Annotated in this window: 23 protein-coding genes; 15 read left to right on the top strand and 8 right to left on the bottom strand. The window is 73.8% G+C overall.

What is annotated here, in order from left to right:
• Nucleotides 1–109 precede the first annotated feature (109 nt).
• Nucleotides 110–1,129: a YbhN family protein gene (locus ACFV0T_RS03340; protein ID WP_385773878.1), complete on the top strand. Its 1,020-nt coding sequence runs from the start codon at nucleotides 110–112 to the stop codon at nucleotides 1,127–1,129.
• A gap of 87 nt (nucleotides 1,130–1,216) precedes the next feature.
• Here ACFV0T_RS03340 and msrB read toward each other — a convergent pair whose 3' ends face one another.
• The 4 genes from msrB to ACFV0T_RS03360 form a co-directional block, all read right to left on the bottom strand.
• On the bottom strand, nucleotides 1,217–1,624 hold the full coding sequence (msrB, locus tag ACFV0T_RS03345; protein WP_385773880.1) for a peptide-methionine (R)-S-oxide reductase MsrB: 408 nt from the start codon (nucleotides 1,622–1,624) through the stop codon (nucleotides 1,217–1,219).
• Between the two features lie 24 nt (nucleotides 1,625–1,648).
• On the bottom strand, nucleotides 1,649–3,046 hold the full coding sequence (murC, locus tag ACFV0T_RS03350; protein ID WP_385773882.1) for a UDP-N-acetylmuramate--L-alanine ligase: 1,398 nt from the start codon (nucleotides 3,044–3,046) through the stop codon (nucleotides 1,649–1,651).
• Between the two features lie 75 nt (nucleotides 3,047–3,121).
• Nucleotides 3,122–3,595: an indole-3-glycerol phosphate synthase gene (locus tag ACFV0T_RS03355; RefSeq protein ID WP_385773884.1), complete on the bottom strand. Its 474-nt coding sequence runs from the start codon at nucleotides 3,593–3,595 to the stop codon at nucleotides 3,122–3,124.
• Between the two features lie 181 nt (nucleotides 3,596–3,776).
• Nucleotides 3,777–4,616, bottom strand: coding sequence for a pyrimidine reductase family protein (locus ACFV0T_RS03360; RefSeq protein WP_385773886.1), 840 nt, complete (start codon nucleotides 4,614–4,616; stop codon nucleotides 3,777–3,779).
• Between the two features lie 35 nt (nucleotides 4,617–4,651).
• Here ACFV0T_RS03360 and zapE point away from each other — a divergent pair, with 35 nt between their 5' ends.
• From zapE to ACFV0T_RS03395, 7 genes are all read left to right on the top strand, one after another.
• On the top strand, nucleotides 4,652–5,755 hold the full coding sequence (gene zapE / locus ACFV0T_RS03365; protein ID WP_385773888.1) for a cell division protein ZapE: 1,104 nt from the start codon (nucleotides 4,652–4,654) through the stop codon (nucleotides 5,753–5,755).
• A 185-nt stretch (nucleotides 5,756–5,940) separates the two neighbouring features.
• Nucleotides 5,941–6,342 carry a hypothetical protein gene (locus tag ACFV0T_RS03370; RefSeq protein ID WP_385773890.1) on the top strand — a complete coding sequence of 134 codons (402 nt, stop codon included), beginning with the start codon at nucleotides 5,941–5,943 and terminating at the stop codon, nucleotides 6,340–6,342.
• A 76-nt stretch (nucleotides 6,343–6,418) separates the two neighbouring features.
• The gene (locus ACFV0T_RS03375) at nucleotides 6,419–7,000 is read left to right on the top strand and encodes a carbonic anhydrase (protein ID WP_385773892.1); all 582 of its coding nucleotides are present in this window, start codon (nucleotides 6,419–6,421) and stop codon (nucleotides 6,998–7,000) included.
• Nucleotides 7,001–7,002: 2 nt separating this feature from the next.
• Nucleotides 7,003–8,517, top strand: coding sequence for a SulP family inorganic anion transporter (locus tag ACFV0T_RS03380; RefSeq protein WP_385773894.1), 1,515 nt, complete (start codon nucleotides 7,003–7,005; stop codon nucleotides 8,515–8,517).
• Nucleotides 8,518–8,622: 105 nt separating this feature from the next.
• Nucleotides 8,623–9,447 (top strand): slipin family protein, encoded by an 825-nt coding sequence (locus ACFV0T_RS03385; RefSeq protein ID WP_385773896.1) that lies wholly within the window; start codon nucleotides 8,623–8,625, stop codon nucleotides 9,445–9,447.
• Nucleotides 9,448–9,510: 63 nt separating this feature from the next.
• Nucleotides 9,511–10,359: a polysaccharide deacetylase family protein gene (locus ACFV0T_RS03390; protein WP_385773898.1), complete on the top strand. Its 849-nt coding sequence runs from the start codon at nucleotides 9,511–9,513 to the stop codon at nucleotides 10,357–10,359.
• 19 nt (nucleotides 10,360–10,378) lie between these two features.
• The gene (locus ACFV0T_RS03395; protein ID WP_385773900.1) at nucleotides 10,379–10,588 is read left to right on the top strand and encodes a hypothetical protein; all 210 of its coding nucleotides are present in this window, start codon (nucleotides 10,379–10,381) and stop codon (nucleotides 10,586–10,588) included.
• A 15-nt stretch (nucleotides 10,589–10,603) separates the two neighbouring features.
• On the opposite strand, the gene ACFV0T_RS03400 is transcribed toward ACFV0T_RS03395, so the two are convergent.
• Together ACFV0T_RS03400 and ACFV0T_RS03405 are read right to left on the bottom strand one after the other, a co-directional pair.
• A complete protein-coding gene (locus ACFV0T_RS03400; RefSeq protein WP_385773902.1) occupies nucleotides 10,604–11,275 on the bottom strand; it encodes an ABC transporter in 672 nt (223 codons plus the stop codon).
• A complete protein-coding gene (locus ACFV0T_RS03405; protein WP_385773904.1) occupies nucleotides 11,272–12,129 on the bottom strand; it encodes an ATP-binding cassette domain-containing protein in 858 nt (285 codons plus the stop codon). Before ACFV0T_RS03405 ends, ACFV0T_RS03400 begins: the two co-directional genes overlap by 4 nt.
• Nucleotides 12,130–12,165: 36 nt before the next feature.
• On the opposite strand from ACFV0T_RS03405, the gene ACFV0T_RS03410 reads away from it, so the two are divergent.
• The 5 genes from ACFV0T_RS03410 to ACFV0T_RS03430 all read left to right on the top strand — a co-directional run bounded on the left by ACFV0T_RS03410 (nucleotide 12,166) and on the right by ACFV0T_RS03430 (nucleotide 18,223).
• Entirely contained in the window at nucleotides 12,166–12,882 is a 717-nt protein-coding gene (locus tag ACFV0T_RS03410; RefSeq protein WP_385773906.1) for an aminoacyl-tRNA hydrolase, read from the top strand.
• A 189-nt stretch (nucleotides 12,883–13,071) separates the two neighbouring features.
• On the top strand, nucleotides 13,072–14,529 hold the full coding sequence (locus ACFV0T_RS03415) for a DUF692 domain-containing protein (RefSeq protein WP_385773908.1): 1,458 nt from the start codon (nucleotides 13,072–13,074) through the stop codon (nucleotides 14,527–14,529).
• Between the two features lie 256 nt (nucleotides 14,530–14,785).
• Nucleotides 14,786–15,574 carry a DUF4142 domain-containing protein gene (locus ACFV0T_RS03420; protein ID WP_385773910.1) on the top strand — a complete coding sequence of 263 codons (789 nt, stop codon included), beginning with the start codon at nucleotides 14,786–14,788 and terminating at the stop codon, nucleotides 15,572–15,574.
• A 135-nt stretch (nucleotides 15,575–15,709) separates the two neighbouring features.
• On the top strand, nucleotides 15,710–16,486 hold the full coding sequence (locus ACFV0T_RS03425) for a TIGR04222 domain-containing membrane protein (protein ID WP_385773912.1): 777 nt from the start codon (nucleotides 15,710–15,712) through the stop codon (nucleotides 16,484–16,486).
• 129 nt (nucleotides 16,487–16,615) lie between these two features.
• Nucleotides 16,616–18,223, top strand: coding sequence for an alpha/beta hydrolase (locus tag ACFV0T_RS03430; protein WP_385773914.1), 1,608 nt, complete (start codon nucleotides 16,616–16,618; stop codon nucleotides 18,221–18,223).
• Here ACFV0T_RS03430 and hemQ read toward each other — a convergent pair whose 3' ends face one another.
• Nucleotides 18,224–18,955 carry a hydrogen peroxide-dependent heme synthase gene (gene hemQ, locus ACFV0T_RS03435; RefSeq protein WP_385773916.1) on the bottom strand — a complete coding sequence of 244 codons (732 nt, stop codon included), beginning with the start codon at nucleotides 18,953–18,955 and terminating at the stop codon, nucleotides 18,224–18,226. It lies immediately after the preceding gene.
• 4 nt (nucleotides 18,956–18,959) lie between these two features.
• Nucleotides 18,960–20,411: a protoporphyrinogen oxidase gene (hemG, locus tag ACFV0T_RS03440; protein WP_385773918.1), complete on the bottom strand. Its 1,452-nt coding sequence runs from the start codon at nucleotides 20,409–20,411 to the stop codon at nucleotides 18,960–18,962.
• Nucleotides 20,412–20,567: 156 nt separating this feature from the next.
• Here hemG and ACFV0T_RS03445 point away from each other — a divergent pair, with 156 nt between their 5' ends.
• Nucleotides 20,568–21,542 (top strand): DUF4349 domain-containing protein, encoded by a 975-nt coding sequence (locus ACFV0T_RS03445; RefSeq protein WP_385773920.1) that lies wholly within the window; start codon nucleotides 20,568–20,570, stop codon nucleotides 21,540–21,542.
• A 43-nt stretch (nucleotides 21,543–21,585) separates the two neighbouring features.
• Nucleotides 21,586–22,974: an FAD-dependent oxidoreductase gene (locus tag ACFV0T_RS03450; RefSeq protein WP_385773990.1), complete on the top strand. Its 1,389-nt coding sequence runs from the start codon at nucleotides 21,586–21,588 to the stop codon at nucleotides 22,972–22,974.
• The last annotated feature ends 5 nt before the right edge of the window (nucleotides 22,975–22,979 follow it).

Raw genomic sequence — 22,979 nt, forward strand, 5'->3', positions numbered from 1 at the left:
GGTGCTCGCGGCGGCGTGGCGTGGGGCGCCCCGACAGTGACGCTCGCGCGCCCGCGCTCCGTCGGCTGCCGGACACCCTTCCGTCACACCGGCCGGGAACGTTCCCGCTGTGTCCCTGCTCCCGCTCGACGACTCGCCCGGGCCGCTCCCCGCCCCGGCCTCCCCCACCACCGTGTCCCTCGTCCGCTCCCCGGCGACCGCCCGGCTCGTCCACCAGGCCGCGGTCCTGCTCCCGATCCTGCTGATCGGGGTGTGGGCCGCGGTCGACTGGCCCGGCATGCGGGGCGGTGCCGCCCGGCTGGCCTCGGCCGACCCCTGGTGGCTGCTGCTCGCGATCTTCTTCACCTGCCTGGGCTGGGTGACCGCCGCGTGCGTACGGCAGGGTGCCGTACCTGACCGGCTGCCCCCGGGGCTGCTGCTCGCCTCCCAGTTCGCCGCCGGCGCCGCCAACCATGTGCTCCCGGCCAGCGTCGGCGCGCACGCCGTCACCCTGCGGTTTCTTCAGAACCAGGGAGTGTCGCTCGCCCGGGGAACCGCCTCGATCGCCCTGTACTCGCTGGTCAAGCCGATCGCGAAGATTCCGGTCCTGCTCGTCTTCGTGCTGGCCTTCCCGGACATGCTGGAGCTCGGCGCACTCGTCCCGGACGACGGGACGCTCCTCCTGGTCACCGGATGCGTGGTGCTCGGCCCGTTGGCCGGCGCACTGCTCGTGACAGCCGTACGTCCGCTGCGCCGGCCGGCGCTGACCCTCGTGCGTACCGCCCTGTCCGACGCACGGCTGCTGCACACCCGGCCCAGCCGCGTCCTCGCCCTCTGGGGCGGCGCGGCCGTCGCGCCGGTGTTCCAGGGATGTGTGGTCGCCTCGGTCGGCTCCGCGCTGGGCCTGCCGCTGTCCTGGGCGCAGGTGGTGTTCGCGTTCCTCGCCGCCGGCACCGCGGTCGGGGCGGTACCGGCGCCCGGCGGCATCGGACCCGTGGACGCGGCCACGGTGTTCGCCATGACCGCGTTCGGCGCCCCGCTGGGCCTGGCCACGGCCACCGTGGTCGGCTACCGCGTCCTGACGGTCTGGCTGCCGCTGGTCCCGGGCGCGCTCGTGCTCTCGGCACTGGTGCAACGCAAGGTGCTGTGAGCCCCGTCAGACGTGCGGTTCAAGACAGTTGACCCTTACGCGAAAAGCGGGCGGGCCGCCCGTATCCGGCGGCCCGCCCGCGCCGTCTCAGCTCGCGTCCGGCTCCATCCGCAGCGAGATGCTGTTGATGCAGTACCGCTGGTCCGTGGGGGTCGCGTACCCCTCCCCCTCGAACACATGGCCGAGGTGGGACCCGCACCGGGCGCATCGCACCTCGGTCCGCACCATCCCGTGCGAGCGGTCCGCGATCAGCTCGACCGCGTCCGTGTCCTTCGGGTCGAAGAAGGACGGCCAGCCGCAGTGCGATTCGAACTTCGTGTCCGAGGTGAACAGCTCGGCACCGCAGGCGCGACAGGAGTAGACGCCCTTGGCCTTGGTGTCGGTGTACTCACCGGTGAAGGCGGGCTCGGTGGCGGCCTGCCGCAGCACGGCGTATTCGGCCGGGGTCAGCTCCGCACGCCACTGCTCGTCCGGCTTTTCGACGTCGTACGACATGAAGCTCAGCCCCTTCGGTTCTGTTCAGGCCCGCGACAGGCGGTCCAGGATCTGCGGGCCCAGGTCCGTCACGTCACCCGCGCCCATGGTGAGAACGAGATCACCGGGCCTGGCCATTCCCGCGACGACCTCCGGGACCTCGGCCTTGTCGTGCACCGCGGTCACGTCGGCGCCGGCCGCCCGCGCCGCCTCGATGATCAGCTCGCTGGTGATGCCGGGGATCGGGTCCTCGCGGGCCGGGTAGATGTCGAGGACGACGGAGGCGTCCGCCAGGGACAGGGACTGGCCCATCTCCTTGCCGAGCTCCTGGGTCCGGGAGAAGAGGTGGGGCTGGAAGACCACCAGGATGCGCGCCTCGCCCGCGGCGGCGGCCCGCATCGCCTCCAGGTCGGCCGTCATCTCCGTGGGGTGGTGGGCGTAGGAGTCGACGACCTGGACTCCGGCCGCCTCGCCCGTCAGCTGGAGCCGCCGCTTGACGCCGGTGTAGGCGGCCAGGGCCGGGGCCAGCTCGGCCGCCGGCACGCCCAGCGCGACGCCCGCCGCCAGCGCGGCCACCGCGTTGCTCGCGTAGTGCCGGCCGGGGACGGAGACGGCGAAGGTGAGCTCCCGGCCCTCCAGCAGGACCGTGACCTCGCTCTTCAGCCCCTGCGGCACGACGGACAGGATCCGCACGTCCGCGTCCTCGGCCTCGCCGTACGTCACCACCCGCACCCCGCTCGCCGCGACCCGGCGGGTCAGCTCCCGCGCGCCCTCGTGGTCCGCCGAGACCACCAGCGTGCCGCCCTCGGTGACGCGTGCGACGAACGTCTCGAAGGACTCGTAGATCTCCTCGATCGACGCGTAGTTGGCGTGGTGGTCGAGCTCCACGTTGAGGACGATCGCCACCTCGGGCGCGTACTTGTGGAAACTGCGGTCCGACTCGTCCGCCTCGGCGACGAAGATCTCGCCCTCGCCGTGCAGCGCGTTGGAGCCGGGGACGTCCAGGTCCCCGCCGATGGCGTACGACGGGTCCAGGCCCAGCGTGGTGAGCGAGACGGCCAGCATCGACGTCGTGGTCGTCTTGCCGTGGGTGCCGGCGACCGCGATCGGGCGCAGGCCGTCCATCAGCCGGGCGAGGGCGTCCGAACGGTGGACGACCGGGATGCCCAGCTCCGCCGCGCGGGCCAGCTCCGGGTTGTCCGCGCGGATCGCCGACGACACCACCACGCAGGTGGCGTCGTCGGCGAGGTGCTCGGCGGCGTGCCCGACGTGCACCGTCGCGCCCAGCGCCCGCAGGGCCTGCGCGGTCGCCGACTCCTTGGCGTCACTGCCCGCCACCTTCGCCCCGCGCTGGGCCAGGATCTTGGCGATGCCCGACATTCCGGCGCCGCCGATGCCGATGAAGTGCGGTCGGTCCATGGCGGTAGGAAGGCCCGGGGCCATGTGCGTCTCCCTGGAGTGGTGCGGCGATCGTGAGCCCTAAGCGTATGGCAGGCCCGACACGGTCACCGGTACCCCTCACGCCTTGCTGTGCGAGAACAGCTTCAGCACCGGCACCCCCACCTTGTGGCGGGCTCTGGACGCCCAGTCACGGTGGAAGAACTCCTCCACGTAGTGCGGATCGGTCAGGACGATCACCTCGTCGGCCTGGACCTCGTCGACCAGGGCCTTCAGCGCGTCCAGCGGATGGTCCTCGACCAGCCGGCCGTCGGCCTCGCTGCCGGCCCCGCGCAGGGCCGTCAGGGACACCGCCAGCGCCTGCTGGGCGGGCTCCTTCGCCGCCTCCCCCTCCGGCGTCTCGCCCTCCCGGGCGGCGTCGTCGAGATCGCCGAGCGCGATGTCGTCGATGGCGCGCAGCAGGCGGTCCGCCTGGTCGCCGCGCGGTTGCAGCAGGACGTGGAAGAAGACCACCTCGTCCCCGTGCAGCGTGGTCACGAACTCCACGTCGGCGGATGTCAGTGCCTTCTCGATCATCAGAACGCTTGTGAACACCAGGCGCCTCTTCTCCTTCGAGAGCCCGGCGGGCCCTCTGTCCTCCGTGGGGCCGTACCCGGCCCTGCGGAAACCATCCTGCCCCGTGATCGCACGGGTACTGCCGGAATCAGTGTGCCCGCCGGACGCTAAACGGAACGGCGCATTCCGCCGTTGTGGTCACCGCCCGTGCCGAGGGCCGTCAAACCCGCCGGTACCGGCTGAACAGGAAGCCGTCCTCCTCCAGTAGGGACACGAGCGCGAATCGCTGCGGAACCACGACCGGGGGCCCGCCCGCGATGCGCTGCGCGCCGCCGGCGGTGAGCATCGGGGCGACGGTCAGACACAGCTCGTCGAGGACTCCGGCGGCCACCAGCTGGCCCAGCAGCCGCGGGCCGCCCTCGGTCAGCAGCCGGGTGTGGCCGAGGCCGGCCAGCACCCTGACGGCGCGGGCCGGATCCACGCCGACGCCGTCACCGGCGATCAGCACCCGGACACCGGCCTTCTCCGCGGCCGCGATCCGGTCGGGGGCCGCGGCGGCGCCTGTGATGATCAGGGTGGGGACCTCGGGGGCGGTGAAGAGCGGGAGCGAGAAGTCGAGGTCCAGGGCGGCCGTGACCACCGCGATCGCCGGCGCCGGGGCCTGCCCGGCCGCCTCGCGCGCCGCCGCGAACTCGGCACGCGCGCGTGCCGGACGGTAACCCTCCTGGCGTACCGTTTCCGCACCCACCAGCACCACGTCCGCCAGCGCCCGGAGCGTGCCGAAGATCCGCATGTCGGCCGCGTGGGAGATGGGCTGCGACCGGCCGTCGTGCTGGGCGGCCCCGTCGAGCGTGGACACCATGTTGGCCCGCAGCCAGGGCTGCGGGCCCGGCGCCGCGGCTCCGGGCGCGGGGGCGGCCTCGGGATAGGCGTAGGCGGCGGCCAGCTCGGCGAGGCCCCACTCACGGTCGGCCCCGGCCGGACCCGCATCAGGCGCCCCCTGCGTCTCACCGCAGGCCCGGGGTGCTGTCTGGTCGGTCACAGGGAACAGGCGTCGCATGCCGAGCAGTCTGGCACGGCGCATAGAGTTGAACCGTGTCGTCCTCCACCCCCGCCCCCGGTCTCAGTCCGATAGCCGACGCGGCCCCGCCGTCCCTGTGCGCCCGTGAGCCGCGTGTCCCCGCGGACCGACTGGTCGCCGAGATGGTGCCGCCGCCGCGGTTCGACTCGGTCCGCTTCAGCACGTACATCCCGGACCCGAACCAGCCAAGCCAGACCGAGGCCGTACGGGTCCTCGAGGACTTCGCCGGCGGGCTCGGCGGGGCGCGGACCGCCGGTGTCGGCAAGCGGGGGTTCCTGGGGTTCGGGAAGGCCAGGGCGCCGAAGGCCCCGACCGGCCCGCGCGGCGTCTACCTCGACGGCGGCTACGGCGTCGGCAAGACCCACCTGCTGGCCTCCCTCTGGCACGCCACCCCGGCCGAGCCCGCGCTCAAGGCGTTCGGCACCTTCGTCGAGCTGACGAACCTGGTCGGTGCGCTCGGCTTCCAGCAGACGGTGCAGACCCTCTCCGGCCACCGTCTGCTGTGCATCGACGAGTTCGAGCTGGACGACCCGGGCGACACGGTCCTCGTGTCCACCCTGCTCGGCAAGCTCGTCGACGCCGGTGTCGCGCTCGCCGCCACCTCCAACACCCTGCCGGGCAAGCTCGGCGAGGGCCGGTTCGCGGCCGCCGACTTCCTGCGCGAGATCCAGGGCCTGTCCGCCCGCTTCCGCCCGCTGCGCATCGACGGCGAGGACTACCGCCACCGCGGCCTGCCCGAGGCGCCGGCGCCCTACTCCGACGAACAGGTGACGAAGGCCGCGTACGCCACGGACGGCGCCTCGCTCGACGACTTCCCGCATCTGCTCGCCCACCTCGCGCGCGTCCACCCCAGCCGGTACGGCGCCCTCACCGACGGCCTGAAGGCGGTGTGCCTCACCGACGTGACCCCGGTGCCGGACCAGTCGACGGCCCTGCGGCTCGTCGTGCTCGCGGACCGGCTCTACGACCGCGAGGTGCCCGTCCTCGCCTCGGGTCAGCCCTTCGACCGGCTGTTCAGCGAGGAGATGCTGAACGGTGGCTACCGCAAGAAGTACTTCCGGGCGATATCCCGGCTGACCGCCCTGGCCCGCGACGCCAAGCGCCTCGTCGAGGCCTGACAGCCGATCAGCCTTCCCGGGTCAAGGGTCAGTTCAGGCCAGGCGACCCGCGCTTTTCACTCTTCTTCGCGTCGCGACGTCGCGTCGACCCTGCAAACAACTTTGCAGGGTTACCGTGTTTCTTGACCAGCCATTGACCAACCGTTGGTCCGGACTAGAGGTGTGAACCGCCGGAAGGGGGGCGCATGTTCCGAGGTGCGACGGCCCGGGCCGGAATCTCGCTGCTCACCGCCGTCCTGCTGGCGCTCCCCTTCTTCGCGCCCACCGTTTCCTTCGCACCCGCGCACACGGCCCGTCACGCCGAGGCCAAAGCCCGGCCCGAGCACACCCCCACGGACCTGGCACCGCGCGACGAAGCGGTCACCTTCCGCGACTGCACCCCGTCCGGGAACCCGGCCGGCCCCCTGCGCACCCGCGACCGGGCCCGCGTGACCACCGGCGCGGAACCGGCGCCCCAGGAACCCGGGCGCGCACAGCCGGCGCGCGACCCCGCGCACCGGCCACCCACGACCGGCATCGCGTACCGCCGCCCGTCGAGAACCTCGACGGCACCCTCTCCGGCAGCACTTCAGGTCTTCCGCTGCTGAGCACGGCAGAGCAGTCCCCCCACCCTGTCCTGCAAGCCCGACGCGCCCCGCCGCGCGCCAGGAGGAGTCACCCCGCATGCAGCCCCTCATCGACAACGCCCGTACGTTCGGACAGCGCCCTGAGGAGTTCGCCGAGCTCGCCGAGGGCCAGTCCCCCCAGGTCCTGTTCATCACCTGCTCCGACTCCCGGGTCGTACCGGCCCTGATCACGGGCGCCCGCCCCGGCGAGCTCTTCGAGCTGCGCACCGCGGGCAACATCGTGCCCCCGTACGCCACCGGCCGCCCCACCGGCGAGGCGGCCACCATCGAGTACGCCGTGGAGGTGCTCGGCGTCCAGGACGTCGTCGTCTGCGGCCACTCGCACTGCGGCGCGGTCGGCGCGCTGGTACGCGGCGACGACCTCGACGCCGTGCCCGCCGTACGCGACTGGCTCGCGCATGCCGCCGGCCACCCGGCGGCCGCGGACCCGGCCGACCCGACCGTCGCCGAGGCCGTGCAGCACCACGTGCTCGCCCAGTTGCTGCGGCTGCGCTCCTACCCGTGTGTGGAGAAGCGGCTGACGGACGGTCGGCTGCGGCTTCGCGGCTGGTACTACGAGGTGCACACCGGGGCCGTGCGCGAACACCGAGCGGACACCGACGCCTTCGAGGCGCTGTGAGCGTGGCCGCGGCCACGTACCCGTCACCCCGGTTCCCCCATCTCCGGCAGGACTTCGCCGCCTCCCTCGTCGTCTTCCTGGTCGCGCTGCCGCTGTGCGTCGGCGTGGCCGTCGCCTCCGGGGTGCCGGCCGAGCTCGGGCTCGTCACCGGCATCGTGGGCGGCATCGTCACCGGGCTGATGCGGGGCAGCAGCCTCCAGGTGTCGGGCCCGGCCGCGGGCCTGACCGTGCTGGTCCACGAGGCGGTACGGGAGTTCGGACTGCCCGCGCTCGGCGTGCTCGTGCTGACCACGGGCGCGCTCCAGATCCTGATGGGCGCCCTCAGACTGGGCCGCTGGTTCCGGGCCATCTCGGTCTCGGTCGTCGACGGCATACTGGCCGGTATCGGACTGGTGCTGATCGCCGGGCAGCTGTACTCGGCGCTCGGCGCCAAGGCCCCCGGGTCCGGGCTCGGCAAGATGGCCGGGCTGCCCGGGGCGTTCGCGGACGCCCCGGGGAACACCACGGCACTCGCCTCGCTCGCGCTCGGCGCCGCAACCGTCGCCGTACTCGTCCTGTGGCGGCGGCTGCCCCGGCGGGTGCGCGCGGTTCCCGGCCCGTTGGCCGCGGTCGGCCTGGCGACACTCGCCGCCCTCGCCCTCGACCTGCCGGTGGCCACCGTCGAGGTGCGGGGCCTGCTCGGCTCGATCCAGCCGCCGTCCCCGGCCGCCTTCGGCGACCTGGCGGACCTCGGCCTGCTCGGCACGGTCGTCGCCTTCACCCTGATCGCGTCCGCCGAGTCGCTGTTCTGCGCGGCGGCCGTGGACCGGCTGCACGACGGGCCGCGCACCGCGTACGACAAGGAACTGATGGCGCAGGGCACGGGCAACGCGGTGTGCGGTGCGCTCGGCGCGCTGCCGATGACCGCCGTGATCGTGCGCAGCGCCGCCAACGTCCGGGGGGGCGCGCGGACCAAGCTGTCGCGGGTGCTGCACGGCCTGTGGCTGCTGCTGTTCGCCGCGCTGCTGCCCGACGTGCTCGCCCACCTCCCGATCCCGGCCCTCGCGGGCATCCTGGTGCACGCCGGTACCCGGCTCATCCCCGTTCGGGAGATCGTCGGGCTGTGGCGCGAGCACCGCGGCGAGGCGCTGGTGCTGATGGTCACCGCCGTGTCGATCGTCGTGGTCGGCATGTTCGAGGGCGTCCTCATCGGGCTCGCCCTGGCCGTCGCCAAGACCGCCTTGGAGGCCTCGCACGTCAGGCTGGACGTCGTCGACAAGGGCACGGGGCCCGTCCAGGCGTCCCTGTCGGGCAACGCGACCTTCCTGCGGCTGCCGAAGATCCTCGACAGCCTGGAGGCGCTCCCCCAGGACCGCCCGGTCGAGCTGGACCTGTCCGGGCTGCACCACATGGACCACGCCTGCCGTAAGGCGCTGGAGAGCTGGGCCGGGCGGCTCCCCCACGTCTCGACCTCGCTCGCAGCGGGCGGCAGCCCCACCGCGGCCGGGCCGGAGCCGGTGCGGACGACCGCGACCTGACCCGCGGGCGGCGTCCGGTCCGGGGTCGGGGCGTGGCCCCGGACCGGACGGCGGGCATATCGTTACAGGAGCAGACATTCCGGTCCTCCGCCGAAGGGGGTCGACATGCTCCAGGAGCTGCTGACGGCTGTGGCGGTGGCCGGTTCGGCCGGTGTGGTGTACGTCGCCGGGGCCGCGCGGGTCGTCAAACAGTACGAGCGCGGAGTGGTCTTCCGGCTCGGGCGGGTGATCCGTGAGGTGCGCGAGCCGGGGTTCACCATGGTGCTCCCCGCGGTGGACCGACTGCGCAAGGTCAACATGCAGATCGTGACGATGCCCATCCCGGCACAGGAGGGCATCACCCACGACAACGTGACGGTGCGGGTCGACGCGGTCGTGTACTTCCGGGTCGTCGACGCGCCGGCCGCGATCATCAACGTCGAGGACTACCGCTTCGCGGTCTCACAGATGGCGCAGACCTCACTGCGGTCCATCATCGGCAAGAGCGACCTGGACGATCTGCTGTCCAACCGGGAGAAGCTCAACCAGGGGCTGGAGCTGATGATCGACAGCCCGGCCGTCGGCTGGGGCGTGCAGATCGACCGCGTGGAGATCAAGGACGTGTCCCTGCCGGAGTCGATGAAGCGCTCCATGGCCCGGCAGGCCGAGGCGGACCGCGAGCGGCGGGCCCGGATCATCAACGCGGACGCCGAACTCCAGGCGTCCAAGAAGCTGGCGGAGGCCGCCGGGGTGATGTCCGAGCAGCCCGCCGCGCTGCAACTACGGCTGCTCCAGACGGTGGTGGCGGTCGCCGCCGAGAAGAACTCCACCCTCGTCCTGCCGTTCCCGGTGGAACTGCTGCGCTTCCTGGAGAAGGCCCAACAACAGCCCGCACCGCCACCGCCACCACCACCGCCGCCTCCCCCGGGCGGCATTGGCCTGGCCGGGTGAGCACGGGACGGGCGCGGGGCCCGGTGGAGGGAATATGAGGATTCCAGACATATCGTCACATTTATGATCACTCTGGTACGACGCGTCACCGTCGCCTGTGCCCTGGGCGCCGCCCTCGCCGCCTGCGGCACCGCGCCGCCCGCCGCCCCCACCGCTCCCCGTCCCGCCCAGCCGGCCCCCTCCGCCACCGTCTCCCGGCCGCCGACCCTCGCCCCCGGTCCCGCCGGACTGACGCCCGTCTTCAAGAACGGTCCGCGCACGCCGGACAAGGTGGTCGCCCTCACCTTCGACGCGGACATGACCGCCGACGAGGGGGCGCGAGCCGCGGCGGGCGAGCGCTTCGACAATCCGCAGCTGATCACGACACTGCGCTCGCTGAAGGTGCCGGCCACCGTGTTCATGACGGGCCGGTGGGCCGAGGAGTACCCGGACCAGGCCCGGGCGATCGGACGGGACCCGCAGTTCGAGATCGCCAACCACTCCTACAGCCACTACGCCTTCACCGGCGACTGCTACGGCCTGCCGACCGTCTCCGAGGACCGGATGCGCACGGACGTGGAGCGGGCCTACACCGCCTTCCGCGCGGCGGGCGTGACCAACGCGATGCCCTACTTCCGCTTCCCCGGCGGCTGTTACGACCAGCGGGCGCTGCGCGCGGTGAGCGCCACCGGTGTCACCGCGGTGCAGTGGGACGTGGTGAGCGGGGACGCGTTCGCGACGGACGCCGACGCGGTGGCCCGGCAGGTGCTGGAGGGGGTGAAGGCGGGGTCGGTCGTCGTCATGCACTGCACGCGCAGCGCCGCCCCGGTGACCGAGCGGGCCGTGCGCACGATCGTGCCGGAGCTGCGGGCGAAAGGGTTTCGGTTCGTGAAGGTGTCCCAGCTGATCGGGGCCGCCGACGGACGGCGGTGACGGCTCGTACGCTGGGGACATGAGCGACCACGGCGAGAGCAGCGACGGCGGCCACGACGCGCACTGCGTCATCGACGCGACCGGCCGGCCGCCGACGGCCGACGGGCCGCCGTACGCGGAGTGCGTGCTGTGCCGCAAGCCGACGGAGTACTCGGAGTCGTACAAGGGGATCACGCTCTGCCCGGTCTGCGAGTGGCAGGAGGCGCAGCGCACCGCGTGCTCGGGCTGAGCCGGGTCCGGCGCCTCAGGGCGCCCTGCGTGAGGTGAGCGCGCAGGCCACGGCGGTCGCCGCCGCCGCGAGCAGGACGGCGGCGACGAGCGGCAGCGCGGACACCGGCACCTCGCCGGACTGCGAGCCCGTGACCAGGCCGCCGACCGCCGCCTGCGCCGGGGAACCCGTCACCACCAGCGCCAGCAGGGCCGCGAGCAGCAGCGCGGGGACCGCGCGGCCGGGCGAGCGCAGCACGGGCCAGGCGGTGAGCGCGCCGACGGCCGTACCGAGCAGGGCGCAGACCAGGACGGCGAGCAGCCCGGCACCGGCCGCGGGCAGCGGGGGCACCCGGGTGCGGTGGTCGGCGCTCGCCGGATCGCTGATCAGCGTCACCACGACGGTCGCGGCCACGCCCAGCGCGGTGGCGCAGGCCGGCGCCACCAGCAGACAGGCCAGGTGCGCCCGGGCCGGGCCGGCCGCGGCCGCGACCACGCCACGGGCGGCGGGCGGCTCGTTGCCGACGCAGATCCGCACCAGCCACGCGCCGACGGGCAGCAGGGCCGCGGCCGCCCAGCCGAGTGAGTCCAGCACCGGCTGCCCGCCCTGGACCCCGATGCCCAGGAACACCGCGTACAGGACGAACGGCGGCAGCCAGCGCTGCGAGCGGAGCAGCAGGGCGGCCTGGTAGCGGACGAGCGCGGTCATCGGCGGCTCCCCTCGGTGGGACCGACGCTCACCACGTGCCACGGCGGGCGCGCGGTCAGCAGGGCGCGGAGCAGGACGTCCGAGTGGGACGCGGGGACGGTCAGCAGGTGGATGCCCGGCGCGCTCTCGTCGGCGGCGGTGATCCACCGGGCGGCGTCTGCGGGCGGGACCGCGCCGGCGGGTCCGCGCGCCTCGACCAGCACCTGCGCGCCCACCGGCGGGACGGCTCGTTCGGTACGGCGCTCGAGCCCGCCGTCGCGCACCGTGTATGTCGCGTCGGGCGCACCCGCGAGGCGGCGCGGGTCGTGGTCGACGAAGACGACGGCCGCTCCGGCGGCGGTGCGCTCGGCGACGGCCCGCTCCAGTTCGGTGCGGGCGTCGGCGTCCAGGCCGGTCCACGCCTCGTCGAGCACCAGGAGCCCCGGTTCGGCGAGCAGCGCCTGCGCCACCGCGACCTTCTGGCTGCTGCCCTTCGACAGCCGCGCCATCGGCGTAAGGGCGTGGGCGGCGGCGCCGAACCGCTCCAGCCACTGCCGCGCGGCCCGGGCGGCCGCCTCGCGGGACAGGCCGTGCACGGTGCCGAGGTGGGTGAGGTACCCGGCCGGGGTGAACGGCAGCGCGGGCGGGAAGCGCTCGGGAACGTACGCCGTGCGCGGGCGGCCGGTGACACGGCCCTCGGTGGGGGCGTCGATGCCGGCGAGGAGGCGCAGCAGGGTGGACTTGCCGGTGCCGTTGGCGCCCTCCAGCCGGACGAGGGTGCCGGGGGCGACGGTCAGGTCGACGCCGCGCAGGATCCAGGGGCCGCGTAAACCGTAGCGGCGGCCCACGTCGTCCAGCCGTAGATCACGTTCCATGGGGGTATCTTCTCGTGCCCCTTAAGGTTGACTGTCGTGAGCCTTGATCCGACGCCCGTCCCTGACAGCCCCTTCCGGTCCGAGCCCAGCGCGCGCGACCAGGTACCCCAGTTCGTCCTGCCGCTCGTCGTGCGGATCGAGCGGGCCGAGCCGCCCGCCCGCACGGACGCGCTGGAGACCGCCGCCCGAGCGGTGCTGGTGATGCTGGACGACGCGCGGTCGGTCGGCGACGGCGAGTGGGCGCAGGTGATGCGGGACTGGCAGGACGCCCGTATCCGCAAGGTCGTGCGGCGGGCGCGCGGCGCCGAATGGCGGCGGACCGAGACGCTGCCCGGCATCTCGGTCACCGGGAAGTCCGCGGAGGTACGGGTGTTCCCGCCCGTACCGCTGGACGGCTGGCCGAAGGAACTGGCCAAGCTCCAGGTCTCCGGCACCGACCTCGACGACCCGCGACCGCCCGCCGCGGCCGAGCCCGGCACGCCCGTGCTGTGGCTGAACCCGGACGTGGAGATGTCGGCGGGCAAGGCGATGGCCCAGGCCGGGCACGGCGCGCAACTCGCCTGGTGGGAACTGTCGGACGAGGAGCGCGGTGCCTGGCGCGACGCGGGGTTCCCGCTCTCCGTACGCACCGCGGATCCCGTGCGCTGGCGCGAACTGGTGGGCAGCGGGCTGCCGTTGGTGCGGGACGCGGGCTTCACCGAGATCGCGCCGGGCAGCTGCACGGTGGTCGCGGAGCACCCCGCCCTGCGCTAGCCGGGCCGAGAACGGCCTCGGCGGGACCGTCGCGCCGCTCCACGGGCGACCGGGCAGCCCCGGCAGAACCTCAAATGTTGCTCTGAACCCGGGTGCGGCGGGGTTCGGCGCCGGGCGCCGGGGCCATACCCCCGTCACCACCGAGGGGCCACGACGCGGTCCCGACCGGGGGCACGGAGGAGGGGGACCATGGAGCGACTCGGCACGGGAATCGGCTGGCGGCCGGAGATCGCCGACGACGTGGAGCGCATGCCGGGCATCGACTGGGTCGAGGCCGTGGCGGAGAACGTGTGCTCCGGCCACCTCCCCGACTCGCTGCGCCGGCTGCGCGAGCGCGGGGTGACGGTGGTCCCGCACGGCGTCTCGCTGGGTCTCGGCGGCGCCGACCGTCCCGACGAGGGACGGTTGACCGCCCTCGCCGAGCGCGCCGAGGCGCTGGGCTCGCCGCTGGTCACCGAACACATCGCGTTCGTGCGGGCCGGGGGGCCGCTGACGGCCTCCCCGCGTCTGGAGGCCGGCCACCTGCTGCCCGTCCCGCGCACCCGGGACGCCCTCGACGTGCTGTGCGAGAACGTCCGTATCGCGCAGGACGCGCTGCCCGTGCCGCTCGCCGTCGAGAACATCGCCGCGCTGCTGTCCTGGCCGGGCGAGGAGATGACCGAGGGGCAGTTCCTGTACGAGCTGGCCGACCGCACCGGCGTACGGCTCCTCATCGACGTGGCCAACCTGCACACCAACCACGTCAACCGCGGCGAGGACCCGGCCGAGGCGCTCTCCGAGCTGCCGCTGGAGGCCATCGCCTACGTCCATGTCGCGGGCGGCTTCGAACGGGACGGCGTCTGGCACGACAGCCACGCCCACCCGGTGCCCCGGCCGGTCCTCGACATCCTGGCCGACCTCGCGTCCCGGGTGTCGCCACCCGGCGTGCTGCTGGAGCGGGACGAGAACTTTCCCGGGGCGACGGAGCTGGAGCGGGAACTGGGCGCGATCCGGGACGCGCTGGAAGAGGGACGGGAGCAGGGCCGGGAGCAGGGACGGGGACAGAAGCGGGAAGACGAGCGGGAACAGGGACGGGAGCGGGGAGGGCGACGGGTGCGAGGGGTCGCACCGGCCGACGCGCCCGTGGACGGGCCGAACGGGCCGAACGGGCCGAACGAGGCGAACGGGGCGGTCGGGGCGGTCGGGCCGGCGCGGGAAGCGCCGGGCTGCTCCTCCGTCGGCCCCGCCCGTCAGCGCCTGGCCCTCACCCAGACCGCGCTGCTGTCCGCGCTGGTCGCCGGGACGCCCGCGCCCGAGGGGTTCGACCGGGTCCGGCTGGGCGTGCAGGCGCGGTCGCTGGCCGGGAAGCGGGCCGACGTGGTGGCGAAGGTCGCGCCGGAGCTGCCGGAGATCCTGGGCGAGGGGTACCGGCCCGCGTTCCTCGGCTACGCCCAGCGGCATCCGATGACGGGCGGCTACCGGCGGGACGCGCTGGACTTCGTCGAGCGGCTGCTGCTCGCCGACGGTCCGGCGGACGGGCGGACCCGGCGGGAGCTGCGGGAGTGGTGGCTGGAACGGTCGGGCCCGGCGCCGCGCTCCACCCGGCCGGGGGTGCGGCTCGCCCGCGCGACGCGTCAGGTGCTGCGCGGACCACTGAGCCGGCGATGAGCCGACGAGTGCGCCGCGGGGGACGCGTACGTCCGCGAGTGTGCCGGGGTTAACACCTCACGCCCGGCGCTGGGCCACGGCGGCCGGATGGCCCCCTTTCCGCCCGCTATGCACCCCATCCCGGCTCCGCCATTCGCCCCCAATGTCCGCCGATACAACGCTTCGCCCCCGTACGGCAGTTGGTGGGCAGCCCGCAGTAGCATGCCCATTCCGCACACGAAGCCCATCAGCGTGCGGTGCCGTACCAGGAGGCACCATGCGACCCCGACCCCCCGTCACCGGAAGAGGCCTGTTCAGTGGCACCGGCCTCATCATCGCCGGACTGACCGCGACCCTCATCGCGCTGGTCTTCCCGATCTGGTCGTACGCCGACCGGTCCGGGACCGGCGTGGACGTGCTCAACGCCCAGTCCGTGCCGACGCGCTACGGGCCGCTGTCCGCTCTGGACCGGGAGTTCGTCACGAAGGTCCGGCTGGCCGGTCTGTGGGAGCTGCCCGCGGGGCAGCAGGCGCAGCGGAAGGGCACCACGCGGGCCGTACGGACGGCCGGGGAGCACCTCGTCGAGGGACACACGTTCCTGGACGCACGGGTGCGCGACGTCGCCTCACGGCTGGGTCTGGCGCTGCCCGACGAGCCCAACGAGCAGCAGCGGGGCTGGCTGACGGAGCTGGACGCGGCGCGGGGCACGGACTACGACCGCCGGTTCGCCAACATCCTGCGGCTCGCGCACGGCAGGGTGTTCTCGGTCGTCGCCCAGGTGCGGGCCGGTACCCGCAACTCGCTGGTGCGCGCCCTCGCCGACGACGCCAACACCACGGTGCTGGACCACATCAAGGTCCTGGAGGCCACCGGGTACGTCGACTTCGACGCCCTGGCCCGGGACATGGCCGCCACGAGCACGCCGCCGATCACCCGCTCCCCGGCGCCGCCCGGCCCGACGGCCGACCCGGTGCGGGCCGTCCCCGCGACGCCGACACCGCTGCCCTCCCCGAGCTACTCCCTTCCGCCGGCCGCCTCCAGTCCGCCGCCGCGGGACGGTTCCTGAGCCCGCGCACCGGGCCGCGTCGGCCGGTGCGCGGCGCCACGGCCGCCAAAACGGAACGTCACGGACAGACAACACTCCGTCCGGATGGCGAAAAGTGCGTGGCGCCTCCCCCTGCCTTTGGCATAGAAACGCGGCATGTTCTGGGTCCTTCTGTTGCTGTTGGCGTGGGCCGTGGCCGCCACGGCGTGCACACGGCTGTGCCGGGCCGCCGTACGCGCGGCCGCCGTCGACGCGGGCACGGCCCGGGCGCACGATCTGACGCTCTACGAGGCCGCGTTCCTCTCCGGCGGGCCCGCGCGGGTCGCCGACCTGACGCTGGTGTCGATGGCCCGTCAGCAGCGGCTGCTGCTCGCGCACACCGGGTGGGCCACCGTCGTCGATCCACGCGGCCGGGACGACATCGAGCGGTCCGTCATCGGGGCCATCGGGCCCGAGGGGCAGTCCCGCATCGCTCCCGTACGGGCCGGCGCGGCCGCCGCCGACGCGGTGCGCACCCTCGCCGACCGACTGGTGAACGCGGGCCTGGCGGTGCCCGACGGGGCGCGTACGACGGTGGCGGCGGGGGTCCGCCAGGTGCGGGCCGCCGCGTTGTTCGTGCCGGCGGTGGGCGCCGTCGCGCTGGCGATGCCCGGCCAGCCGGACCTGCCGCGCACCCTGGTCGCGCTCTGGTTCGCGCTGCCCCTCGCCCTCACCCTGAGCTGCCTGGCCATAGCGCGGGTAGAGGTCCACCCGTACTCGCGCTGGGCCTCCCCGGCCGGGCAGCGGCTGCTGGGCGCCCTGACGCTGCACACCGGCGACGCGGGCGACGACCGTACGTATCTCACGTCCGTCGCCGTGCGCGGCGTCCGCGCCATCGGGGAGCCCGAGCTGCGGGCGGCCTTCGAGCAGCGTGCGCGGGACTGGCCCGACTGACGGGCGCCCGCGCCCCGCCGGGGGCGCACGGAGGCATTGGCGCCGACACCGGCGGATGGTGCTTGCCTTCCCCCACACCCGCACGAACCATCCCTTTTGTCACCTCCGTGTGCACTGAAGGGATCCGCGATGAGAGCAGCCGTCGTCTACTCGGCCGCCGGGTCGTTGCTGTTGACCGCCCTCACCGCCGGCCCGGCCGGGGGCAGCTCCGGCGCCTCGGGCGCGGTGGCGGAGCGTGGCGGCACCGCGGTGGCCGCGGCGCGCGCCGCCGCGGCCGGCGTCGACTTCGGCGCGTGCACCAAGGAGCAGGACGCGCCGGGCACCCTCCAGTGCGGCACGGTGAGCGTCCCGCTGGACTACGCGCATCCGAACGGCAAGCAGATCGAGCTCACCGTGAGCCGGATGCCGGCCACCCACCGCGATCCGCACAACAGCAAGCGCCGGGTGCCCCGGCAGGGCGCCCTGGTCTACAACCCCGGCGGCCCCGGCGGCTCCGGCATGTACTTCCCGCTGATCGGCATGGTCCCGGAGTGGAAGCGCATCGCGGCGGCCTACGACCTGGTCGGTTACGCCCCGCGCGGGGTCGGCCGTTCCGCGCCGCTGTCCTGCCAGGACGCCCGGCACTTCTTCAAGGGACCTTCGCCCGCGCCCATCCACCCCTCCGAGTCGTACAAGCTGGAGCGCGTCGCCCAGGCGAGGGCCTACGCGAACGGCTGCGCGCAGCGGGCGGGCAGCGCGCTGCGCCACTACACCTCGCTCAACAACGCCCGCGACCTGGACGTCCTGCGCGCCGCGCTGGGCGAGTCGAAGCTGACGTTCATGGGCGCCTCGTACGGCACCTACTTCGGGGCGCTGTACGCGACCCTCTTTCCCTCGCACGTACGCCGGATGGTGTTCGACGCGGCGGTGAACCCCGCCCCCGAGAAGGTCTGGTACCGCAACAACCTCGACCAGTCGGCGGCGTTCGAGAGCCGCTGGGCGGATTTCCGGGAGTGGACGGCCCGGCACGACGACGTGTACGGGCTGGGCACGACGGCCGCCGCGGTGGCGGACAGCTACGAGCGGGCGCGAGCCCGGCTGGCCGCGGAGCCGGCCGGCGGCAAGGTCGGCCCCGGACAGTTGCAGAACGCGTTCCTCCAGGCGGGGTACTACGACGACTACTGGCCGTCGCGCGCGGAGGCGCTGTCGGCGTACCTGAAGGGCGACCCGCAGCCGCTGATCGACCAGGCGGCGCCGGTCACGGACGCGGCGGCCGAGGCGGAGAACGCGAACGCCGTCTACACGGCCGTGGAGTGCAACGACGCGCCCTGGCCGACGGACTGGAAGGTGTGGGACCGGGACAACACGCGGCTCGCGCGCGTGGCGCCGTTCGAGACCTGGGACAACGTGTGGGCGAACCTGCCGTGCGCGTTCTGGCCGGTGCCCAGGCAGCAGCCGCTGGACGTGCGGACCGGGCCGGGCGAACTGCCGCCGACGCTGATCCTGGCCGCCGAACGGGACGCGGCGTCACCGTACGACGGCGCCCTGGAGCTGCACCGGCGGCTGGCGGACGCGGTGCTGGTGACCGAGCGGGACGCCGGCACGCACGGCGTCGGCGGCGGGCCCAACCGCTGTGTCAACGGCTACCTGGACGCGTATCTGCTGGAGGGCCGGCTTCCGGTGCGGCACGCGTCCTGCGCGCCGCACCAGGAGCCGAAGGCCCAGCCGCCGAAGGGCCGGGCGTCCGGCGGGAACTGATCAGGCGAGGCCCGCGACCAGCTCGGTCAGGTCCTTGCGGCGGCCCGTGTAGAACGGGACCTCCTCGCGGACGTGCATACGGGCCTCGGAGGCACGCAGGTGGCGCATGAGGTCGACGATGCGGTACAGCTCGTCGGCCTCGAAGGCCAGGATCCACTCGTAGTCGCCGAGGGAGAACGAGGCGACCGTGTTGGCGCGGACGTCCGGGTAGCCGCGGGCCATCTTGCCGTGGTCGGCGAGCATCCGGCGGCGGTCCTCGTCGGCCAGCAGGTACCAGTCGTAGGAGCGCACGAAGGGGTAGACGCTCACGTAGTCGCGGGGCGTCTCGTCGGCGAGGAACGCCGGGATGTGCGAGCGGTTGAACTCGGCGGGGCGGTGCAGCGCCATGTTCGACCAGACCGGCTCCAGGGCCCGCCCCAGCTTCGTCCGGCGGAAGAGGTTGTACGCCTCCTGGAGCTGGTCGGCGGTCTCGGCGTGCCACCAGATCATGACGTCGGCGTCGGCGCGCAGGCCGGACACGTCGTAGGTGCCGCGGACGGTCACGTCCTTGGCGGCGAGCTGGTCGAACAGCTCCTGGACCTCGTCGGCGTAACCCGCGCGGTCCTCGGGCAGCACGTCCTTCAGCCGGAAGACGGACCACAGGGTGTAGCGGATGACCTCGTTGAGGTCCTTGGCCAGCTTGCCCTTGTTCGGGATCCTGCCGGACTCGGTGGTGGGGGCGTCGTCACTCATGGGGCTATTCTCCCGCTCCGCCGTGCAGGCTCTGCACCGGGTTGGCGGTGAGCTCCCGCGTCCGGCGCGCGTCACCGTGCAACTGGTCCACCGCCGCGTACGCGCTCGCGATGCAGGCCGGGATGCCGACACCGTCGTACACCGCGCCGCACACGGCCAGCCCCGGGAGGCCGGCGACGTGTTCGCGGATGCGGGCCACGCGCGCGTGGTGGCCGACCGGGTACTGGGGCAGGCCGTCGGTCCAGCGGGTGACGCGGGTCTCGAGCGGGGTGGCGTCGAGGCCGGTGGCGGCCTTCAGGTCGCGCCGGGAGACGTCCACGAGACCGGCGTCGTCGCGTTGCAGGATCTCCGTCTCGCCGTACCGCCCGACGGAGGTGCGCAGCACGACGGCCTCCGGGTCCTCGTCGGCGATCCAGCCCCACTTGCGGGAGGCGAACGTGGACGCCTTGATGGTGCGCCCGTCGACGGGCGGGACGAGGAAACCGCTGCCTTCGGGCAGGGCGGTGTCTCCGCGTCGGTAGGCGAGGGTGACCAACGCCATGGAGGCGTAGTCCACGCGGTCCAGTTCGGCGGCGGCCCCGGGGGCGTCGGCGCGCAGCAGCCGGGCGGCGGCGGGGGCGGGCGCGGCGACGACCACGGCGTCGGCCCGCTCGGTGCGGCCGTCGACCAAAATCTCCCAGCCGGTGCCGGTGCGGCGCAGGCCGTGCACCGGGCTGTTCAGGCGGATCTCGCCGCCCCGGGAGCGCACCGAGTCGGCGACGGCGAGCGGGAGCCGGCCCACTCCGCCGACGATGCCCATGAAGACGGGCCCGGTCTGCTGGTTCGCCGCCGCCTTCGCCTGGATCTCGCGGACCGCCTCCGTCAGCGAGTCGTGCGTCAGCGCGGCCTCGAACAGCTGCGGGACGGCCGAGCGCATCGAGATGCGGTAGGCGTCGCCCGCGTAGACCCCGCCCAGCAGGGGTTCCACCAGGCGGTCGACGACCTCGCGGCCGAGCCGGGCCGCCACGTACTCCCCCACCGCCATGTCGTCGCCGACCTCGGTGCGCGGCAGGTCGGCGTCGCGGTCGATGCGGGCGAGGCCCTCGTCGGACAGGACCCCGGCCAGCGCGGAGGCGGTGCCGGGGACGCCCATCACATGGCCCTTGGGCATCGGGCGCAGGGCGCCCCGGGTCCAGATCGAGGCCGTCGCGGTGGCCGGCGGCCGCAGCAGGTCCGTGAGACCCACCTCGCGCGCGAGCGCCACCGCTTCCGGTCGGCGGGCGAGCATCGACTCCGCGCCCAGGTCCACGCGCACGCCCGCGATCTCGCCGGGCAGCAGCTTGCCGCCGACCCGGTCGGACGCCTCGAGCACGGTCACGCGCGCGCCACGCTCCAGCAGCCGGTGCGCGGCGGCCAGCCCCGCGATCCCGGCCCCGATGACGACGACGTGCCTGGTGCCCGTACCCGTTGCGCTCATGTCGTCCACTCTCTCAGACCCCGCCGACACTCCCGCCGGGCCCCGGTGTCCTGCGCGAGTCCTGACCGTGACCGCATCGGAACCGTCCGCCGCCAACGTCCCGGGCCGCCCGGGCGTCGAAGGAACGTCAGTCGTCACGACCCGGGGGAGACCCACATGCCCGCACACCGTCCCGCGCTTCGTTCCACATCCCGTTCCGTCCCGCGCCCCGTCCAGGCCCTGGCCGGGCTGCTGCTCGCCTCGTCCCTCGCCCTCGCGGGGTGCAGCGCCGGCGGGGACGACTCGAGCGCCGGCAGTTCCTCCGACAAGGCCGCCGTCGCCCCCGGGGCTCAGGCCCAGGAGGGGGCGGCGGACAGCAGCCAGGGGTCAGGCGCGAAGGCCGAGACGCCGCCTCGGCTGTCCGCCGGCCACATCATCCGCACCGCCTCCCTGACCGTGCGGGTCAAGGACGTGCCGAAGGCCCTCGACGCGGCCCGCACCACCACCGTGAACGCGGGCGGCTACGTCGGCGACGAGACCACCACCCGGGACGAGGTGAGCGGCGAGCAGACCCGGGTCGTCCTGCGGGTGCCCGTCGAGCGGTACGACGACGTCCTCGCCGACCTGGAGGGCACGGGCAAGCTCCTGCAGCGCACCGCGAAGGCCCAGGACGTCACGGACCAGGTCGTGGACGTGGACAGCCGCGTCAAGACGCAGCGGGTCAGCGTGGCCCGGATCCGCGAGCTGATGGACCGGGCGACCAAGCTCAGCGACGTGGTCACCCTGGAGGGTGAACTGAGTTCCCGCGAGGCGGACCTGGAGTCGCTGCTGGCCCAGCAGGCGTCCCTGAAGGACCGGACGAGCATGGCCACCATCACGCTCTCGCTGGCCGGGACGCCGGTGAAGAAGGTCGAGAAGAAGGACGACCCCGGGTTCGTGGACGCGCTCGGGGGCGGCTGGGACGCGTTCGTGACGATGCTGCGCTGGATCGCGATGGCGTTCGGCGCGGTGCTGCCGTTCGCGGCGGTGGCGGCGCTGCTGGTACTGGTGTGGCTGCGCCTGCTGCGGCCCCGGCGGTCGCGCAGGGCCGAGTCGCACGGCACCGGGTCGCAGGGCACCGGGTCGCGCGGTACCGAGGTCCAGCAGGGCTGAGCGGGACTGAAATGCCCTGTCCCCGTAGCGTGTTCGTATGAGCATGAGCCGTGTGAGCCCTAGGGCAGAGCGACTGGTCGTCATCGGCGGGGACGCCGCGGGAATGTCAGCGGCGTCCCAGGCCCGCCGTCTCAGGGGCCCCGCCGAGCTGGAGATCGTGGCCTTCGAGCGCGGCCACTTCACCTCCTACTCGGCGTGTGGCATCCCCTACTGGGTGGGCGGCGACGTCGGCGACCGCGACCAGCTGGTCGCGCGTACGCCACAGGAGCACCGTGAGCGGGACATCGACCTGCGGCTGCGCACCGAGGTCACGGAGATCGACGTGGCCGGGCAGCGGGTACGCGCGCGTGAGGTCGACACCGGCGCGGAGTACTGGACGTCGTACGACAAGCTGGTGATCGCGACCGGTGCCCGGCCGATCCGTCCCGAGATGCCGGGCGTGGACGCGCCGGGAGTGCACGGTGTGCAGACCCTCGACGACGGCCAGGCTCTGCTGGACACCCTGGCACGCACGCGCGGCCGCCGCGCGGTGGTCGTCGGCGCGGGCTACATCGGCGTGGAGATGGCCGAGGCGCTCATCAACCGCGACTACGAGGTGACGGTCCTCAACCGCGGCAAGGAGCCCATGTCGACGCTGGACCCCGACATGGGCCGTCTGGTGCACCGGGCCATGGAGGGCCTGGGCATCACCATGGTCAACGACACCGAGGTCACCAAGGTGCTCACCGGTGACGACGGCCGGGTGCGGGCGGTGGCCACCGAGGACGCCGAGTACCCGGCCGACGTGGTCGTGCTCGGTATCGGCGTACGCCCGGAGACGACCCTCGCGCGGGCGGCCGGACTGCCCCTGGGGCACCACCACGGCCTGCTCACCGACCTGGCGATGCGGGTGCGCGGGCATGAGAACGTCTGGGCCGGCGGCGACTGTGTGGAGGTGCGGGACCTGGTCTCCGGCCAGGAGCGCCACATAGCGCTGGGCACGCACGCCAACAAGCACGGCCAGGTCATCGGCAGCAACGTCGGCGGCGGTTACGCCACCTTCCCGGGCGTCGTCGGCACGGCGGTGAGCAAGGTCTGCGACCTGGAGATCGCGCGCACCGGGCTGCGCGAGAAGGACGCGCACCGCGTCGGCCTGCGGTTCGAGGCGGTCACGATCGAGTCGACCAGCCGCGCGGGCTACTACCCGGGAGCCTCCCTCATGACCGTGAAGATGCTCGCCGAGCGCCGCACGGGGCGGCTGCTCGGCGCGCAGATCGTCGGCAGGGAGGGCGCGGCGAAACGGGTCGACATCGCGGCGGTGGCCCTCACCGCCGGCCTGACGGTGGAACAGATGACGGCCCTGGACCTGGGGTACGCGCCGCCGTTCTCACCGGTGTGGGACCCGGTCCTGGTGGCCGCCCGCAAGGCCGCGGCGAAGGTGGCCGCGTACTAGCGGGA

Source organism: Streptomyces sp. NPDC059582, assembly GCF_042735715.1.
Taxonomy (GTDB): Bacteria; Actinomycetota; Actinomycetes; order Streptomycetales; family Streptomycetaceae; genus Streptomyces.

Excerpts from the sequence above, each read along its gene's own strand:
- ACFV0T_RS03450 (WP_385773990.1), top strand. The coding sequence starts at position 21,586 with ATGAGCCGTGTGAGCCCTAGGGCAGAGCGACTGGTCGTCATCGGCGGG.
- ACFV0T_RS03375 (WP_385773892.1), top strand. The coding sequence starts at position 6,419 with ATGCAGCCCCTCATCGACAACGCCCGTACGTTCGGACAGCGCCCTGAG.
- msrB (WP_385773880.1), bottom strand. The coding sequence starts at position 1,624 with ATGTCGTACGACGTCGAAAAGCCGGACGAGCAGTGGCGTGCGGAGCTG.
- ACFV0T_RS03445 (WP_385773920.1), top strand. The coding sequence starts at position 20,568 with ATGCCCGCACACCGTCCCGCGCTTCGTTCCACATCCCGTTCCGTCCCG.
- ACFV0T_RS03430 (WP_385773914.1), top strand. The coding sequence starts at position 16,616 with ATGAGAGCAGCCGTCGTCTACTCGGCCGCCGGGTCGTTGCTGTTGACC.
- hemG (WP_385773918.1), bottom strand. The coding sequence starts at position 20,411 with ATGAGCGCAACGGGTACGGGCACCAGGCACGTCGTCGTCATCGGGGCC.
- ACFV0T_RS03405 (WP_385773904.1), bottom strand. The coding sequence starts at position 12,129 with ATGGAACGTGATCTACGGCTGGACGACGTGGGCCGCCGCTACGGTTTA.
- ACFV0T_RS03360 (WP_385773886.1), bottom strand. The coding sequence starts at position 4,616 with ATGCGACGCCTGTTCCCTGTGACCGACCAGACAGCACCCCGGGCCTGC.
- ACFV0T_RS03420 (WP_385773910.1), top strand. The coding sequence starts at position 14,786 with ATGCGACCCCGACCCCCCGTCACCGGAAGAGGCCTGTTCAGTGGCACC.
- murC (WP_385773882.1), bottom strand. The coding sequence starts at position 3,046 with ATGGCCCCGGGCCTTCCTACCGCCATGGACCGACCGCACTTCATCGGC.
- ACFV0T_RS03370 (WP_385773890.1), top strand. The coding sequence starts at position 5,941 with ATGTTCCGAGGTGCGACGGCCCGGGCCGGAATCTCGCTGCTCACCGCC.
- ACFV0T_RS03385 (WP_385773896.1), top strand. The coding sequence starts at position 8,623 with ATGCTCCAGGAGCTGCTGACGGCTGTGGCGGTGGCCGGTTCGGCCGGT.
- hemQ (WP_385773916.1), bottom strand. The coding sequence starts at position 18,955 with ATGAGTGACGACGCCCCCACCACCGAGTCCGGCAGGATCCCGAACAAG.
- ACFV0T_RS03425 (WP_385773912.1), top strand. The coding sequence starts at position 15,710 with ATGTTCTGGGTCCTTCTGTTGCTGTTGGCGTGGGCCGTGGCCGCCACG.
- ACFV0T_RS03415 (WP_385773908.1), top strand. The coding sequence starts at position 13,072 with ATGGAGCGACTCGGCACGGGAATCGGCTGGCGGCCGGAGATCGCCGAC.
- ACFV0T_RS03400 (WP_385773902.1), bottom strand. The coding sequence starts at position 11,275 with ATGACCGCGCTCGTCCGCTACCAGGCCGCCCTGCTGCTCCGCTCGCAG.
- ACFV0T_RS03390 (WP_385773898.1), top strand. The coding sequence starts at position 9,511 with ATGATCACTCTGGTACGACGCGTCACCGTCGCCTGTGCCCTGGGCGCC.
- ACFV0T_RS03395 (WP_385773900.1), top strand. The coding sequence starts at position 10,379 with ATGAGCGACCACGGCGAGAGCAGCGACGGCGGCCACGACGCGCACTGC.